The organism is Methanofollis tationis (assembly GCF_013377755.1).
In the GTDB taxonomy this organism is placed as follows: Archaea; Halobacteriota; Methanomicrobia; order Methanomicrobiales; family Methanofollaceae; genus Methanofollis; species Methanofollis tationis.
In genome coordinates this window covers 563,575-579,938 of the sequence record NZ_JABXWR010000001.1, presented here as the reverse complement: position 1 = coordinate 579,938, position 16,364 = coordinate 563,575, and the positions used below count along the sequence as shown (strand labels likewise).

The window sequence follows — 16,364 nt, the reverse complement described above, 5'->3', positions numbered from 1 at the left end:
CCATAACATCGATCAGGGCACCATACCATACAGGACGATCACATCGTTGAACCCGATCCGGCCGTTCCTGTCATAGTCAAACGCTTCCAGCGGCTGGTTATCCTCAACGAACTGCAGGTTCGTGTAATATACTACCACATCGTTGAACCCGATCCGGCCGTTGCCGTCGACGTCCTCGTACAGGCCGTCGCCGTCCGGATCGGTGGGGGCGGGATAGGCGGTGCCGTCGGGCTTCGGGAAGGGAAGGACCGCCGCAGCCCCGACGGTCAGGGTCGCCGGCACGGTGGCCAGTTTGTAGATGCCGCCCTCCCTATCCTCGATGGTTGCGTTGTCCAGGATCGAGAGCGTCGTCGTCCCTTCGGTGTCGCCCCGCACCGTGACGGTGCAGAGCATGATGTTCCCGGTCCCGGCATTCCCTTCGAGATCGACCGCCCGGATCCAGACGGAGTCTGCGGGAAGGGTGCCGTTGCTCTTCAGCCCGGCCCATGCAGGGAATGAAACGGCGGTGATCTCGCCGATCGCCGGGTCGTCGAGGGATAGGGTGATCGTGTAGCCAGATATGCCAGCCGCTGCCCTGTCCATGAGAATGGCGAACGCGGTTTCCGTGCCGGGTGCAAGCGTTGCCCCTGCGGGGACGAAGGTCAGGTTCGCATCGACCTCACCGTCGGACTGCACCGAGATGTAGCCCTCGCGGGTGAGCGTATCGCTCTTGCCGTCGCCGGTGACCGTCAGTGAGACGGTGTAGATGCCTGCCTGCAGGTAGGTATGCTCGGGGTGCTGTTCATTCGAGATGCTGCCGTCGCCGAAGACCCATCCCCACGCCGTAACAGGCCCGGTCGAGCGATCGGTGAACCGGACGGTCAGCGGGGCCTGGCCCGAGGTGACGTCGGCCGTAAAGTCTGCGGTGACGTTCTCTATCTGGGCAGCAGAGACGTTGATGTGGTCGGTCATCACAAGGGTGTCGCTGTTGCCCTGCCCGTCGGAAACCATGAGGCTGACGGTATAGAGCCCCTCGGCCGCGTAGATGTGTTCGGGATGCTGTTCACCCGAGGCCGCGCCGTCGCCGAAGTCCCATCCCCACGCCGTAATCGTTCCCGTGGAAAGATCGGTGAACCTGACGCTCAACGGCGCAGGGCCGGAGAGAGGAGAGGCGGTGAAGTTAGCCGAAAGAGGCGTCACTGCCATGGCGTCGGCCCGTCCATAGCCGAAGACAGGATCCCATCCGGCCTCGCCGAGGTCGACAGCCCCGGCGTAGAGCGCCTCCTTGATCGTATCGGACGATTGCCCGGGATCAAGCCCCCAGACCAGTGCGGTCACGCTGGCTACAGTCGGGGCTGCGGCGCTGGTGCCGTAAAATGTGCTCGAGAACCCGCCCGCACCGGTGACGCGCACCCCGTCGATGCCGCAGATGTCGGGCTTGTCTCTCACCTCAGGCGCAGGGTTGGAGATGGTCACCCTCCCGCGCGAGGAAAACGGCTCGATCGTGTCGTTGCCCGGATCTGAGGCTTTGATCGCCCCGACACACACCACACCTGGAACCGCAGGGTGGCCGAAGATCGTGTCCTCGTCCGAGGCGACCGGGTCGTTGAATTTCCCGCCGCTGAAGATGAAGATCTCAAGGTTCCGCGGCGCGGCGCCGTCTGAAGCCTTAACCGCCAGGTACACCTGCGAGACTTCCGTGCCCCTGTATGACCCCTGGATGATCTCCATCGGCTGGTCGTCGCCGTCCTGCACCTTCGAGCTGTTCATGATCTCATAATACCTGCCCTCGTCCTCTCCCACCAGATAGAGATCGTAATCATTTGACGACTTTCCCCAGATATCGTCCCACTGGAGGACGATCATGAAGGAGTTTGACTGCCCCCCCGATGCCGGATTGATCTGGGTGAGCAGGAGATTACTCCCGGCGGCAAAGGAGTGCCAGTTGTTGCCGTTGTTCTGGAACGCCCCCTGGTAGTGGATGCCGCCGGCATCGTTGCCTGCCGCCGAGACGTAGATCAGGTCCCTTTTCTCCAGCAGGTTCCGTACATGCGAGGCGACATACCCGTCCTCAAAGAAGGGCTCGGTCAGCCAGCCGATATCGTCGCAGATCACCTGGCAGCCCGCATCGGCGAGGGCGGTGATCCCGGTCGTGAAGGTGACGGCGTTGGGATAGGCGGTGTGGAAGTAGAGTTCGGCCTCAGGGGCCAGGTCGTGGACGATCTCGAGCATCGCCGTGCCTTCGTCGTCCCCGTTATAGTCGGCAAGGATATGCACGTTCGCGGGCAGGTCCCCCTTTGCGGCGGCCTCCTGCCACTGGTCGGCACTGTCCGAGAGGATCCCCACCTTCATCCCGGCACCCGCGTAGCCGGTTTTTTCGCGTAACTGTTTTGCCCTGAGAATGGTGTCGGCCTCGCACTCGACCGATCCGACCCTCGGCGCAACGCTGCTGTAGACGACCGGTGGGTAGACGATCTCCACCGATCCGATCTCGGGCTGCGCCGCAAGATCGGCGATACGGTCCGCTTCCACCCATGCGACCGCCAGGTGCGCCTCCTCGTCGCGGTCGGTCACTTCCACGGCGTAGGCGTCGATCACCGTCGTCGACGCCGGCGGCACGACCTGCACATAGACGTAGACCTTCGTCTTCCCGCTCTCATCGGTCATGACCGACGACGCCGGTATGCTGCGGCTGTACGACGCGTCCGCCAGATCCCCGATCGCGATCCCCTCGGGGCCTGAGACATACGCTCCCCTCATGAGCAGGACCAGATCGGTCGATACCTTCTCTTCATAGTCGGTCAGCGCCCCTTTGAACGCCGCCGGCCCGGACCCCATGATCTCTGCGGCCGATACTTCCCCGGCAGTGTCCGGGTTTTCGTACTGCCCTGCAGAGACGCCGGCCGCACAACCAACCGCGGTGAAAAGAATCACCATGAGGACGAGCGCCGCTCTCCTCATACCCCCCATCAGACATATCTGTAGCATAAAAATTTCTCCGTTATCAGGGAGCGCCCTGATCCCCACGCCGTCCAGCACGATTGTGCACATCACAGAGCGAATACAGAACAAAGATTAAATGAACCATAATAATACATCCTGCGCGTTATTTGCTCCCTGATTCATGGCATGTACACCAAAAATATTTAATAATTTCTTCAAATATGTCATACGCCATAATATTAATTTTACGCCATGCGCCAATTATCCCGGCACTGCCCCAATATTTTTCACCACGGCCCGATCACAGAGATCACAGGAGTATTCAGACATCAAGGGCAGCAGCGATGGAAGCATCACGGCACCTCCCCGTACAGCACGATCACGTCGTTGAACCCGATCCTCCCGTTGCCGTCGTAGTCGAACGCCTCCAGCGGCTCGTTCTCCTCAACGAAGCGGAGATTTGCGTAATACACCACCACATCGTTGAGCCCGATCACGCCGTCCCCGTCGACGTCCTCGTAGAGGCCGTCGCCGTCGGGATCGGTCGGCATCTCTTCATAGCCGGGGAAGGGCACGACCGGTAGAGGCGGGTCCTGCAGCCAGATGTAGAGGCCGTATATGCCGTAGTCATGGCCATTGTCGTCCCCGGCGAGGAGTGTGTACATCCCACCGGTCTCGAGGATCTCATCCATCTCGGTTGAGGTATAACTCCATGTCCGGTTGATCTCCGCCCCGTCGGGGCCGAAGAGGATCAGCATCGGATCCAGAAACGAAGATCTTGTGCCCATCCTGACGAAACATCTCTTTCCGGCAGCCGCTGCGAAGCGGTAGGTGTCCATCCCGCCGGGAACGGTGATCGCGGCCGTCGTGTTATCCCCGCTCTGGAGCAGAGTGGCATTCACGGGATCGGTCGTCACCTGAGCAAAGATGCCGAACGCCCCGGTGTCATAGCCGTTGTCGTCCCCGGCGAGGACAGTGTACGTCCCGTCGGCCCCGAGGAATTCGTGGATCTCGGTCGACGTATAGCCCCATGTCCGGTTGATCTCAGCACCGTCAGGCCCGAAGAGGATCAGCATCGGATCCAGAAACGAAGATTTTGTGCCCATCCGGACATATGCCGCATCCCCGGCCTCGGCAGTGAAGACAAACGTCTGCATCCCCCCGGTCGTTGAGATTGTGCCGTTCAGGCTCTTTCCAACGACATCCACGGTGTTCCCCGGGTTTTTCGTACGCTGAAGGAAAAGACCGTACGCCCCGGTGTCGTAATCGTTGTCGTCCCCGGCGAGGATCGTGTACGTCCCGTCGGCCCGGAGAACTTCATGAAGTTCGGCCGACGTATAGCCCCACGTCCGGTTGATCTCCACCCCATCGGGCCCCCTCAGGATCAGCATCGGATCCAGAAATGAGGATTTTGTCCCCATCCTGACATACACCTGATCGTTCGCCTCCGCCTGGAAGGTGTAGGTGCCCATATAGCCGGCCGATGTGATCTCGCCGTCCAGGCTCTCGCCAAACCCGATCGGTATCGCAATCGCCCGCTGTTCAAAGAGTCCTACAACCTCAGATCCCGCCGCAGCCCCCGAAATCCCGATGACGGCGAGGAGAAGCACGACGGCGCACGCCGATCCGATACGTTTGCTCAGAGATTTACCTCTCATGATACGCTCCCTCCAGACAGGAATGCCTCACTGAATGGTGATCTCTCTGCTGCGGCCGATCTCTTCTGCCCTTCGCCTGAGTATTTGTTCACTATTGTTTGATACGGTCAAATCGGTTATAACGGAAATTGCACGGTATTGACCGGCACCACTCCTGGAGTTCGACAGAATCGTTTCATGAGTATAAATAGATATTCTGACGGCGAGTTGCCTGGCAGATCGTACACAGGTAAAAACAGACTGATTGAGAAAATCAATGATTCAGGACAGAGATAGTGGAAAAGATCACCGGCACCTCGATGCAGAAAAAAAAGAAAATTTACAGGAACCGCGGCCGCACCGAAAGGTGCTTTGCGGTGTACATCGGGCGGAAGGGCTTGCCCGCGCACTCCTCCTTCACGGCGGCGACGAGTGCGTCGAAGGTCATCTCCTCCTTGTGCGGCTTTTTTGGATCAGAGAGGCTGCGGATGGTGACGGTCAGCTTCCCCTCGTCCATCTCGCGGTCGCCGATGACAGCCACATAGGGCACCCACTCGGTCCCGGCCTCGCGGATCTTCTTGTTCACCGACTCGTCGCGGTCGTCCACGTCGGCCCTGACGCCGGCGGCGTTCATCCGGGCGCAGAGGTCGATCGCATAGGGAGCGTGGCGCTCTGAGACCGGGACAAACCGCACCTGCGTCGGCGAGAGCCAGGTCGGGAGGCGGGGCACCGACTGGTAGGCGGTGTTCTCCAGCATGGCGCAGATCACCCGCTCGATCGAGCCGGTGGGGGAGCAGTGGAGGATCGGCGGGTGGACCTCCTCGCCGTCCAGGTGATACGAGATATCGAACCGGAGGGAACTCTCAACGTCGATCTGGACGGTCGGGTTCTCGATCGGCCGGCCCTGTCCGTCGATGGCGGCAAGGTCCACCTTTGCGATCCAGTAGTGGACGCGATCCGAGAGGATCTCGATGAGCATGGGCACGCCCGACTCGCGGACGATCGCCTTCACCCAGTCCTCGTACTGCTCCCAGAAGTCCTGGGTGCAGCGGAACGCTCCGACCAGAGGCGTGCCGAGATCGACGCCGCTCTGCCAGCCCATCCTGAGCTGCTCCTCAAAGCAGCGGAGGGCGTTGTCCATATCCTTGCAGAGGGTGTGCATATCAGGCATCGTAAAGGCGCGGAGACGCTTGAGCCCGATCACCTCGCCAGACTGCTCGTGCCTGAACGAGTAGGTCGAGAGCTCATACATCTTCATCGGCAGGGTGTTGGGCGAGATGTGCATGTCCCGCATGAAGGAGAACATGCCGAAGCACGCCGCAAACCGCAGCATCATGTTCCGGTTCCCGCTCTTGAAGCGGTACTGCCGCTCCCCGAACTTGGCGGCGTGCTCGGAGATCGCCGGGTCGTCGAGGTCGTACATCACCGGAGTCTCGACCGGCATGCCGCCGTAGTTGAGGACGAGCCCCAGGACGTAATCCCCGAGCAGGTCGCGCACGAGCCTGCCCCTGGGCATCCAGCGGAGGTGGCCGATATCGGAGGCGGGCTCGTAGTCGACGAACTCCTTGGAGCGCATCAGGTCCACGTGGATTGGTTCGCCGCCGGCCTGAACTGGGAGGCCGAGCTCCTTCTTGATGAGCGAGCCGAAGGGTGAGTCGTCGGCGCATGCCTCGGCTTCTTTCCGTTCGCCCTCCGGGGTGAGGACAAAGAAGGTGTGGGTGACGGTCTTTTTGGCAGGCTTCGCCGCCTCTTCCTCGCCGCCCGGCACGATGGTGCGGGAGAGTTCGGAGAGGGGATGGCCCTTGCACGAGAGGGTGAAGGCCTTGTACCAGCCGAACGGAGCCCGCCGGACGGTCAGCCCTCCAGCCGCATTGAGCCCTTCCTCGATGGCCCTGAGCGCCTTTTTGGCGGCCTCGGGTGCGGCGAGGTCGGAACTGAGGTGGGCGTACGGGTAGACGAGCACCCGGTCGGTCTTCAGTTCGCCGGCGGTCTTGAGGACCTCGGCCACAGTCCGGTCCACGACATCGTCGATATCTTCTTCGTCGGCCGATTCAACGGCGCAGAAGGCGACGAGCGCTTCGTCGAGCTCGTCCTGGAGGACGGCGCCCTCCTCGGCGACCGGCGTCTTCTTCTGTGCCTGATAGTCGATATGATCTGAATGAATTAAGAGAAGCCGCATTGAAAACCCCTTTACCTGATAAGATATCCCTTATAAAATTCTCTGTTCCTCTATATATGCCTTCAAATCTCGCGTGGATTCTCGTGGTAACGCGAGAGGGTCGCCTGGCGCTGATCCATATATTTCGCGTCTTTCTTGAGATTATACGGATGATCGGCGCGCTCGGTCGTGTAGAAGACCAGCTGACCGATCGGCATCCCGGCATACATGCGCACAGGGCGCTGGTTCACGTTGCACATCTCGAGGGTGATGGAACCGCGGAACCCGGCGTCGATCCAGCCGCCGGTCTGGTGGAGTTCGATCCCGAGGCGGGCGATGGAACTCTTCCCTTCGATGCTCGCCACGATATTGTCGGGGAGCGTGACCGCTTCAAAGGTCTCGGCGAGCATAAAGGCACCGGGCGCCATGACGATCGAGTCGGTGCGGGTCTCCTGCACGCGGGAGGCGACGCTCGCCCGGTCGTACGGGTCGATCACATCGTCGCAGGGTTCGTACCAGACAAAATGGTCCCCGAGCCTGATATCCAGCGAGTTGGGCTGGATAAGACCAGGATCGAAGGGATCGATGCCGATCTGCCCCCTCCTGATCCGGTCCTCGATCTGCCAGTCGACAAGAATCATCGATTTAACATTCTCCCTGCAGGGAGTTAGTTATTGTCCTTCTTCGCCGTCCGGGTGATCGAGATGCCACTCGGCCCGCCGCAGCAGGCCGTGGAGCGTGGAGACCTCCCGCGTGGTCAGGGCCGTGCGCCCGAAGATCCGGCGCATCATCAGGAGGGTGTTGGCGCGCTTGTAGTCGGGGTGCTCGATCCGTTCAAGGAACTGGCCGAAGTGCTGGATCAGGCTCTCGCGCTCGGTTTTCCCCGCAAGGCGATAGGTGCCGCGCGGCAGGTGGGCGAGCTCGTGGCAGACGACCGCCACTGCGTGCGAGAGGTTCATGATCGGGTAGATCTCCGAGGTCGGTATGGTGCAGATCAGGTCGGCGCGGGAGACCTCCTCATTGTTGAGCCCCCAGTTCTCCCGCCCGAAGAGGATGCTCACGGAACCCCCGGCCTCCTCAAGGATCGTCCTGATCTCGGCCGGCGTAAAATAGGGCATCCGCATCGAGGTGCAGACTGACTTGGAGAGTTCGCCGGTCGTCGCCACGACCAGATCGCTCTCCGCATAGACCTCTTCGAGGCTCATTCTAGCGGCGCCTTCCAGGACGTCGCGGGCATGCGAGGCGCGGGCCAGGGAATCGTCGCCAAGGGCGCAGGGGTTCACCAGGACGAGGCGGGTGAACCCGAAGTTCTTCATCGCCCGCGCCACGAAGCCCACGTTTCCCTCATAGAGGGGTTCGACAAGGACAATGGAAATCTCGGGCATGGACCGTTTACTGGACCGCTTTCACCGTCGCCTTCAGGGTCTCGACGCCTTTTTCGTAGACGGCGTTGCCGACGACGATCGTATCGGCGTACCGCCCCATCTCCGCGGCGCGCTCGGCCGAATCGATCCCGCCGCCGTAATAGAGGCTCGCACCGGTGATCGCTTCCGAGGCGGCCCGCACCACCGCCGGGTCCCCGTAGGTCCCCGAATATTCAATATAGACGATCGGGAAGTGGAAGTAGTGCTCGGCGCACCTGGCATAGGCTGCAACCTCCTCGGGCTTCAGATCGCAGACCGCCCGCGTCACCCGGCCCACGGCCGAAGCAGGGTTCAGGACAACGTAAGCCTCGGGGACGACCTGCTCCCAGGGAATGTCAGGGCAGGCGAGCGCCCACTGCTGGTGTTTGCCGACGACCCAGCGGGCGTCCGGGGTGTTGAGCACACTCGGGACAAAGAGCAGATCAACGCCTTCGAAGACGGCGCCCTCCGGATCGGCGGGCTCGACAACGAGAGGGACACCATAGTCTTCGACCTGTTCGCGCAGGTCGGCGAGGTTCTCACGCGTGACGTTCAGGGTGCCTGAGAGGAGAATCGCATCGGTCCCGCTGGTGGCGACGGCCTCGACCGCCGCGGCGTCGAGGTACTTGTCGGGGTCAAGTTTCGTCACATGCGCCCAATTTTTCCATTTGAGGTGCGTGCCAGTCATGTGCGTACTCTTTCTTTTTTGTCTTCCGCCGATATAGATGCAATGCAGGAGCGGATCTTTGCCGCCGGGATGCCCGATGCCGCCGAAGCCCGTTCAGGGTCGGCGGCGGCAAGACTTGCGGCGTCGACGATGCCGGCCCGGTAGAGTTTCTCAAGCGTCGGTTCTCCGATGCCCGGCAAGGCGAGGAGTTCTTCCCGCCCCTTTTCAAGGCGCTTCTGGGTGATCTTCGGCGGGGTGTCGAGGCCGGCGCTGCTGCAGGCGGCCTCTGCATGTTTGCAGACGGTCTCCACCCGCACCCCGCTCTTCGCGCTGATATAGGCCGGGTGAAGTGCGGCGAAGTCTTCGGGACCGGCGATCCCGGCCTCGAGGTATTTCTTGACGCTCACCGCCGGAAGACCGGCCTCGCGCAGCCGCCGTTCGCTCCGGATCGCCTGCGCCTTTGCCCTGAGGCCCTGTGTCTCCTCATCCGAGAGACCGACCTCCTTCAGGACGTCCACACGGGCAGATCCGAGCGCCGCTATGTCGTCGATCCCCGCTGCGGCCATTTTCTGTGCGATCTTCGCATGGCTCCGGCCGCGGCGCGGCGGGACTTCGGCGCGGATGAACTTCTTCAGTTCAGACCGGCGCCTCAGGAGATCGAGGACGTCGTTCGCCTCCTGAACGAGTCTCTCCGCCTCTTCTGACCCGATCGAGAGGCGGGCGGCAAGGTCTGCCGCCGACGAATGGACGATGTCGGGGACCGTGTACATGTGGCTTGCATGCAGGCGTTGGAGGAGGGCATCGGTCATATGGGGGATCAGCCGAAGGGTCGCGGCATTTGATTCGATATGCGAGCAGAGGGGGCAGCCGATGTCCCATGGCCGCGCACCCTTCCTGATCAGCCTGATATGGTTGAGGCGGTGCTGCTCGCAGACCTGATCCAGGCGGATCGCCTTGCCCCACTGCACGCCGGGAAGGCTGATATTGAAGGTGCACTCAGGATACCCGGAACAGCCGATGAACTGGGAGGCGCCGTGGACCTGCCTGATCTGGAGGTCTTTCCCGCAGACCGGGCAGGGGCCGACCGTCCGCTCCTCGACGGTCCGGTCCATGATCTCCGCACCGATCTGCTCTTCATGCGCTTCGAGATCGTCGAAGACCGAGTGGAGCATGGCGCGCGACTCGCCAACGACATCGTCGCGCGTCCGGGTGCTCTCCTTGATCTGCTGCATGGACGCCTCAAGGGTGCGAGTCATGTCCGGCCTGGTGATCGTGTCGGCGTGTTTTTCAAGGGACTCAACGACCGCCCGCCCCACGAGCGTCGGCCGAAGGGGGTTGCCCTGCACGTAGCGCCGGGAGACGAGTTTTCCAATCACCTCGTGGCGGGTGCTCTTTGTGCCCAGGCCCAGTTCTTCCATCGTCTGGATCAACCGGCTCTGGGTGTAGCGGGGTGGAGGCTGGGTCTCTTTCTCCTCGAGGTTCACACCAAGGATCGGGAGACGTTCGCCGACGGTGCAGGCCGGGATCAGCCGTTCGGCCGCCTCGCTGTACGGGTAGACGCGCCGCCACCCCTCCTCTTTGAGCTGCCCGCCGGTGACCGTATAGGGCTCGCCCCCGGCGTCGAAGTTCACCTTCATGGTGAGCCATCTCGCGTCCGGTGAGAGGGTGGCAAGGAAACGCCGCACCACGAGTTCATAGAGTTTCCAGCGCTCTTCGCCGAGCTGTGCAGGCGTCGCCGCCCCGGTCGGGTGGATGGGCGGGTGATCGGTGCTCGATTTCTTGCCGCGGGTGGGTTCTGGACGCCTGTGCCGCTCCACCCATGCGACATCTCCCGAGAAGGCGGTGGTCTTCAGCACGCCGAGCACCTCGTCGAGGTTGAGGCTTGCCGGGTAGACGGTGTTGTCGGTCCTCGGGTACGAGATGAAACCGTTCATGTAGAGGTCTTCTGCGACCCGCATCGCATTTGCCGCGGAAAAGCCGAGCCGTCCTGCGGCGACGAGGAGGGAGGTGGTATCGAAAGGTGTGGGGGCGCGGTCGTTCTTGACGCCCTCCTTCACCTCGGTGACGGTGAGCGGCTCTGTCGTCCGTTTCCTGGCGGCGAGGGCGTCGTCATGATCGACGAACCGGCCGTGGGTATGGCGGAGTTCAAGAGGCGTGCCGTCTTTTTTCGTGTCGAGGGTGAGCATCCAGTATTTCTGCGGGACGAAGGACTCGATCTCCTTTTCCCGGTCGGCGATCATCGCAAGGGTCGGGCTCTGCACCCGGCCCACCGAGAGGATGTTCGCGCCCCCGCGCCGTGCCGCAATCGAGATGAAGCGGGTCAGCGACGCCCCCCACATCAGATCGATGATCTGGCGCGACTCCCCGGCGGCGGCGAGGGCGAAGTCGAGTTCGGTCAGTTCGGAGAAGGCCCGTTTGATCTCCTGCGGGGTGATCGCCGAGAACCTGGCCCGCAGGATCCGCACATCCTTGTTCACCGCCCTGACGAGTTCGTATGCCTCCTTGCCGATCAGTTCCCCCTCGGTATCGAAATCGGTGGCGATGGTAACGAGGTCGGCCTTTTTCGCGAGTTTCTGAAGAAGAGAGACGATGCGCTTTTCGGTCGGGCGCTTGACGATCCCGGCGTCGATGAGGGAGCGGGGAGGGCGCTCCTCGCTCCGCCAGTTCGTGTAGCCCTCTACGAAATCGACCTCGACGACGTGCCCCTTCAGGCCGACGAGGACGGTGTCGTCGAAGGCGTAGGTGTCGACCCCGCCCTCTTTTTTATTCGTGACGTGGTTGTTTCCCGCAAGCATGGCGGCGATCCGCCGGGCCGAGATATTCTTCTCTGCGACGATCAGGTGCACGGCTCAGGCTCCCTCCTCCGGGGTGATACGGGCGGCGATCAGAGGAGTGATCTCTTTTGGATCGGCCTTGCCCCGCGTCTTCTTCATCACCTGGCCGACCAGGAAGTTGAGCGCCGCGCCCTTCCCTTCGCGGTAATCGGCGACCGCCTGCGGGTTCTCGGCGATCACCTCGTCGATGACGGCGGCAAAGGCGTCGGCGGCGCCCTTGCCGAGGTTGTGCTGCTTCACGTACGCCGAGGGTGTTACCGGCGTCTCGCCGGCGATGACGGCGTCGAGCAGCGCCCGCAGGACATCGACGGCGACCCGGTCGGTGACCTCGCCGCGGCCGACCAGGCCGACGAGATCGGCGAAGTGGTCGAGGGGCACCGTCGTCACCGGCATGTCCCGGTAGTTGAGTTCGCCGAGCAGGGTGTCGGCCGTCCAGGTGGCGGCAAGCGCCGGATCGGCCTTTGCAGCGAGCGCCTCGTAGAACTCGGCGAGCCTGAGGTCGCCGGTGAGGGTGCGGGCGTGGTTGAGGGAGATCCCGTAGGTCGCCATGAACCGGTCGCGCCGGGCGTCAGGGAGTTCGGGGAGGGCGATCGCCTCGACCCAGTCCTTTACCCTGAGGGGCCGGAGATCGGGTTCGGGGAAGTAGCGGTAGTCGTTCTCCGTCTCCTTGGACCTGGCCGAGGTGGTGATGCCGCGGCCCTCCTGGAAGTGGCGGGTCTCGCGCTCGACCCGAAGGCCGCGCCTGATCAGGTTTTTCTGGCGGGTGATCTCGAAGGTGAGCGCCTTTTCCACCCCCTTGTACGAGGAGATGTTCTTCACCTCTACCCGCTCTGAGCCGCGGATCGAGATGTTGGCGTCCACACGCAGACCGCCCTCGCGCTCGCCGTCATAGACGCCGAGGTACTCGAGGGTGGCGCGGAGTTTGTTGAGGAACCGCCGGGCCTCCTTCGGCGACCTGAGGTCGGGCTCGGTGACGATCTCGATGAGGGGGATGCCAGAGCGGTTGTAGTCGACCAGGGTATAGGCGACATGGCCGGCGCCGGCCTTGTGCACCAGCCTCCCCGGGTCTTCTTCGAGGTGGATGCGGGTGATCCGGATCTTCTTCTCGCCCTCGTCGCCCTCGATCTCCAGGTAGCCCCAGACGGCGAGGGGGCGGTCGTACATCGTGATCTGGTAGCCCTTCGGGAGGTCGGGATAGAAGTAGTTCTTCCGTGCGAATTCGGACTCTTCGGGCACCTCAAGGTTGAGGGCCTTTGCGACGCAGAGACCGTACTCGACGGCCTTCCGGTTGATCATGGGGAGGGCGCCGGGCAGGCCCAGGCAGACCGGGCAGACATGGGTGTTCGGGCCGTCGGTCTTGTAGTCGGTCGAGCAGCCGCAGAAGAGTTTTGTCTCTGTGTTCAGCTGGCAGTGGATCTCGAGCCCGATGATTACGTCGGTGTGTTCGCTCATCGCCGCACCTCCTCGTAGGCATAGGCGGTATCGATGATCCGCTCCTCCTCGCAGTGCCTGCCGATGAGCTGCAGCCCGACGGGCAGACCGTCCACGCTGCCGCAGGGCACCGAGATCGCCGGGACGCCGGCGAGGTTGGCCGGAACGGTGAGGATGTCGGCGAGGTACATCGAGAGCGGGTCGGCGGTCTTCTCGCCGAGGGCGAAGGCCGTTGTGGGCATGGTCGGGCCGGCGACGACGTCGACGTCCGCAAACAGGCGGGCGAAGTCCTCACCGACATTCTTGCGGGCCGCCTGCGCCTTTGCATAGTACTTCCCGTAGTAGCCGGCCGAGAGAGCGAAGGTGCCGAGCATGATCCTGCGCCGCACCTCTTTGCCGAAGTGCTCCCGACGGTGCTCCTGGTAGGCATCGTGCCACGAGCGCTTCGACTCGATGTCGGGGCCGTAGCGGATGCCGTCGAACCGGGCGAGGTTCGAGGAGGCCTCTGAGGTGCAGGTGACATAGTAGGCGGCAAGAGCGAAGGCCATGCTCGGCATCGAGCACTCCACGATCTCGGCGCCGAGGTCGGCGAGAGAGTCGATCGCCGACCTGACCTTCTCTGCGACGGCCGGGTCGACGCCGGCGCCGAAGAACTCGGCCGGGACGCCGATACGGAGCCCCGCGATTCCATCGGACGAGGGCGTGTGGGCGTACGGGCGGTCGATGGAGGTGGCGTCGCGGGCGTCCGGGCCGGCGATCGCCGAGAAGAGGCTGGAGACGTCAGTCACGTTCCGGGCCATCGGGCCGATGCCCTCCAGGGAGTTCGCATAGGCGATGAGACCGTACCGGGAGACCCGCCCGTAGGTGGGCTTGAGCCCGACGATCCCGCAGAACGCCGCCGGGCAGCGGATCGAGCCGCCGGTGTCGGTGCCGAGGGCCATAGGCACCATGCCGGCAGCGACGGCTGCGGCGCTCCCGCCCGAAGAGCCGCCGGGGACGCGCGATGGGTCGACCGGGTTGGTGGTCGGCCCGAATGCGCTTGATTCGGTGGTGGTGCCCATGCCGAACTCGTCCATGTTCGTCTTGCCGACGACGGCGGCGCCGGCGGCCCTGAGCAGTTCGACGACGTGGGCGTCATACGGAGGGATATAGCCCTGCAGGATCCGCGACCCGCAGGTGGTCTGGACGCCGGCCGTCGAGATATTGTCCTTGACCGCCACCGGGACGCCGGCCAGAGGGCCGTCGCCGTGATCGGCCTCGCGGCAGAGGGTGATGAAGGCGTTCCAGCGGTCTTCCGCATCAAAGGTGATCAAACCCATCACATCACCTTCGGGGCGCGGATATAACCGGCCTCAGACTCTCCGGCGTTTTCGAGGACGGCATCCAGAGAGAGGGACGGGACGACGGCGTCGTCCCTGAAGATGTTTGTCGTTACCGCCGCGGGCCGCCCGCTCTCCTCGACCTGATCAAGGAGATCGAAATATTCGAGGATGGCGTTGAACTGCCCGGTAAACTCGGCGAGTTCGTCGCTGCCGATCCCGATATCGGCAAGTATTGCGATATGTGCTACGTCTGATTCAGTGACCATGCATGTCCCTACCCATGTCAGTTAAGTACCCTTGTACCGACTTTTTATAACCATTCGCACGAGACAGGTGCCCGATCGCCTTCCAGATCCCGCTGCCGTACTGCATCGCCTTCTTCTCTCCGCGGGCGAATTCGAGGGGCAGATGCCGTTCTGCGACCTTTCTGAGGGGCAATTTCCTGACCCCGCCGCACACCTTCTCAGCAGGAGGGATGGCGCGGGCCGCCGCCACGACGCGCAGATCCAGGTACGGGAGGGAGAACGCGGTACCATAGAGAGAGGCAACGGCGCTGTCGCGGGCGACCTGCCGCGGGATATCGTCGACGCCCGCCGCAAGCGAGGCCGCAAGGTCAGGGCTCTCCAGGTAGCGCGCGTAGCCGCCGAAGAGTTCGTCCGCCCCCTGTCCGGCCAGGATCCGGCGGTAGCCGCGCTCCCCGGCCCAGCGGGCGACAAATGATTCGGTCGTTGCGATGGAGGCGTCGACCGGGTTCGGGTCTCCCAGGACGCCGACCACCTCCCGCAGCGCCGCCTCAACCTCCCGTTCGGTGACGGTCACCGCCTCGCAGGAAAGGCCCAGCGCTTCGGCGAGGGCGAGGGCGCGCACCAGATCGTGCGATCCCTCCAGGCCGACGACGACACAGGGGAGGCGGGCGACGGCGGCGACAAGGGCCGAGTCCACCCCACCGGAGAGGGCGACGGCGGCGCCGTCCACCGCCCTGAGCGCCACCGCCTCGATGATCGCCGCCTCCAGGTCGCCGGCCGGGTAGCCGGGGTCGATGCGCCCGATGAACGCACCGTTGCGGGTGAGCGTCCCGGCCGGTCCGTCGCCAGGGGCGATCCCGAAGTGGTCGCGCCCCTGCCACTCGCCGCAGGTGAATGAGAACTCGCCGCCGAAGTGCAGGGCGGCGCAGGGATCCTCCCGGAGAAGGGACAAAATCTCGTCGCCTGAGAGGCGCCGCCCACCGTATTCGACCCACCCGCTCAGGGCGAGGTCGGGCGTGCCTTTCCCGTGCGGCTGCTGCATCTCCGTCATATCCAGAAGAGGGTTTGGGGCTGAACGCTAATGATAGGCTCGATCCCGGACACCCTGCTGCACCGCAAAAGGCTAACCCTTTCCTGTGCCATTCAGTACCGATGTTTCTCAGCGACAAGACGCGGGAGGCCGTCGTCAGGACGATGTACGCCTACGCCGCCGCATACAACAGGAAGGACGCCGACGGCGTCATGGAACTGATGGCGCCCGAGATCATTGCGATCGGGACAGAGCAGGACGAGTGGGCCGAAGGGCAGGAGCAGATGCGGGCCAGTATGGAGCGGGACTTCGCCCAGTGCGACACCCTCTCGATCGAGTACGGCGACCTGCGCATCGCCGCCGACGGGATCATCGCCTGGGTGGCAGCGCCCTTCGAGATCACAGCGATCGCCGGCGGGAAGATGCAGGCGCTCCGCGGCCGCATGACCGTTATCCTGATGAACACCTGGGACGGCTGGCGCTTTGTCCAGATGCACTTCTCGCTCCCTGCCGCCGACCAGGAAGAGGGGCGGTCGTTCCCGGCGCTGGAGTGACGATCCGGAAAAGGGGCTATTCACCCCTTCAGGTGCGTAATCCCCATCATCCAGATCATCCCGGGGCATATTTTTTCTCGACAGCCCCGGCACCGGCGCACTGACCAGTTCTCGCGAAGAACAAAATCCCTGATCCTCTCTTTCGCGGGCTTCGCGTGAGA

12 protein-coding genes are annotated in these 16,364 nt (G+C 63.2%); 1 reads left to right on the top strand and 11 read right to left on the bottom strand.

The window, feature by feature from the left end; all coding sequences use genetic code 11:
* Positions 1–12 precede the first annotated feature (12 nt).
* The 11 genes from HWN36_RS03030 to HWN36_RS02980 form a co-directional block, all read right to left on the bottom strand.
* Positions 13–2,967, bottom strand: coding sequence for a PKD domain-containing protein (locus HWN36_RS03030; protein WP_176788014.1), 2,955 nt, complete (start codon positions 2,965–2,967; stop codon positions 13–15).
* Positions 2,968–3,275: 308 nt separating this feature from the next.
* On the bottom strand, positions 3,276–4,580 hold the full coding sequence (locus HWN36_RS03025) for a hypothetical protein (protein WP_176788013.1): 1,305 nt from the start codon (positions 4,578–4,580) through the stop codon (positions 3,276–3,278).
* A 319-nt stretch (positions 4,581–4,899) separates the two neighbouring features.
* Positions 4,900–6,738 (bottom strand): threonine--tRNA ligase, encoded by a 1,839-nt coding sequence (locus tag HWN36_RS03020; protein ID WP_176788012.1) that lies wholly within the window; start codon positions 6,736–6,738, stop codon positions 4,900–4,902.
* A 62-nt stretch (positions 6,739–6,800) separates the two neighbouring features.
* Positions 6,801–7,358, bottom strand: a complete 558-nt coding sequence (dcd, locus tag HWN36_RS03015) for a dCTP deaminase (protein ID WP_176788011.1) — start codon at positions 7,356–7,358, stop codon at positions 6,801–6,803.
* A gap of 30 nt (positions 7,359–7,388) precedes the next feature.
* On the bottom strand, positions 7,389–8,102 hold the full coding sequence (locus HWN36_RS03010; protein ID WP_176788010.1) for an RNA methyltransferase: 714 nt from the start codon (positions 8,100–8,102) through the stop codon (positions 7,389–7,391).
* A gap of 7 nt (positions 8,103–8,109) precedes the next feature.
* A complete protein-coding gene (locus HWN36_RS03005; protein ID WP_176788009.1) occupies positions 8,110–8,808 on the bottom strand; it encodes a phosphoglycerol geranylgeranyltransferase in 699 nt (232 codons plus the stop codon).
* A complete protein-coding gene (locus tag HWN36_RS03000) occupies positions 8,805–11,633 on the bottom strand; it encodes a DNA topoisomerase I (protein WP_176788008.1) in 2,829 nt (942 codons plus the stop codon). The genes HWN36_RS03005 and HWN36_RS03000 overlap by 4 nt, the downstream gene beginning before the upstream one ends.
* Before the next feature lie 3 nt (positions 11,634–11,636).
* Positions 11,637–13,073, bottom strand: a complete 1,437-nt coding sequence (gatB, locus tag HWN36_RS02995) for an Asp-tRNA(Asn)/Glu-tRNA(Gln) amidotransferase subunit GatB (RefSeq protein WP_176788007.1) — start codon at positions 13,071–13,073, stop codon at positions 11,637–11,639.
* Positions 13,070–14,371: an Asp-tRNA(Asn)/Glu-tRNA(Gln) amidotransferase subunit GatA gene (gene gatA / locus HWN36_RS02990; protein WP_176788006.1), complete on the bottom strand. Its 1,302-nt coding sequence runs from the start codon at positions 14,369–14,371 to the stop codon at positions 13,070–13,072. The genes gatB and gatA overlap by 4 nt, the downstream gene beginning before the upstream one ends.
* Positions 14,371–14,640 carry an Asp-tRNA(Asn)/Glu-tRNA(Gln) amidotransferase subunit GatC gene (gene gatC, locus HWN36_RS02985; protein ID WP_176788005.1) on the bottom strand — a complete coding sequence of 90 codons (270 nt, stop codon included), beginning with the start codon at positions 14,638–14,640 and terminating at the stop codon, positions 14,371–14,373. Before gatC ends, gatA begins: the two co-directional genes overlap by 1 nt.
* Positions 14,630–15,670 carry an asparagine synthase C-terminal domain-containing protein gene (locus HWN36_RS02980; RefSeq protein ID WP_246269830.1) on the bottom strand — a complete coding sequence of 347 codons (1,041 nt, stop codon included), beginning with the start codon at positions 15,668–15,670 and terminating at the stop codon, positions 14,630–14,632. The genes gatC and HWN36_RS02980 overlap by 11 nt, the downstream gene beginning before the upstream one ends.
* A 101-nt stretch (positions 15,671–15,771) precedes the next feature.
* Between HWN36_RS02980 and HWN36_RS02975 the strand changes: the two genes are divergently transcribed.
* The gene (locus tag HWN36_RS02975; RefSeq protein ID WP_176788004.1) at positions 15,772–16,203 is read left to right on the top strand and encodes a nuclear transport factor 2 family protein; all 432 of its coding nucleotides are present in this window, start codon (positions 15,772–15,774) and stop codon (positions 16,201–16,203) included.
* Positions 16,204–16,364 lie beyond the last annotated feature (161 nt).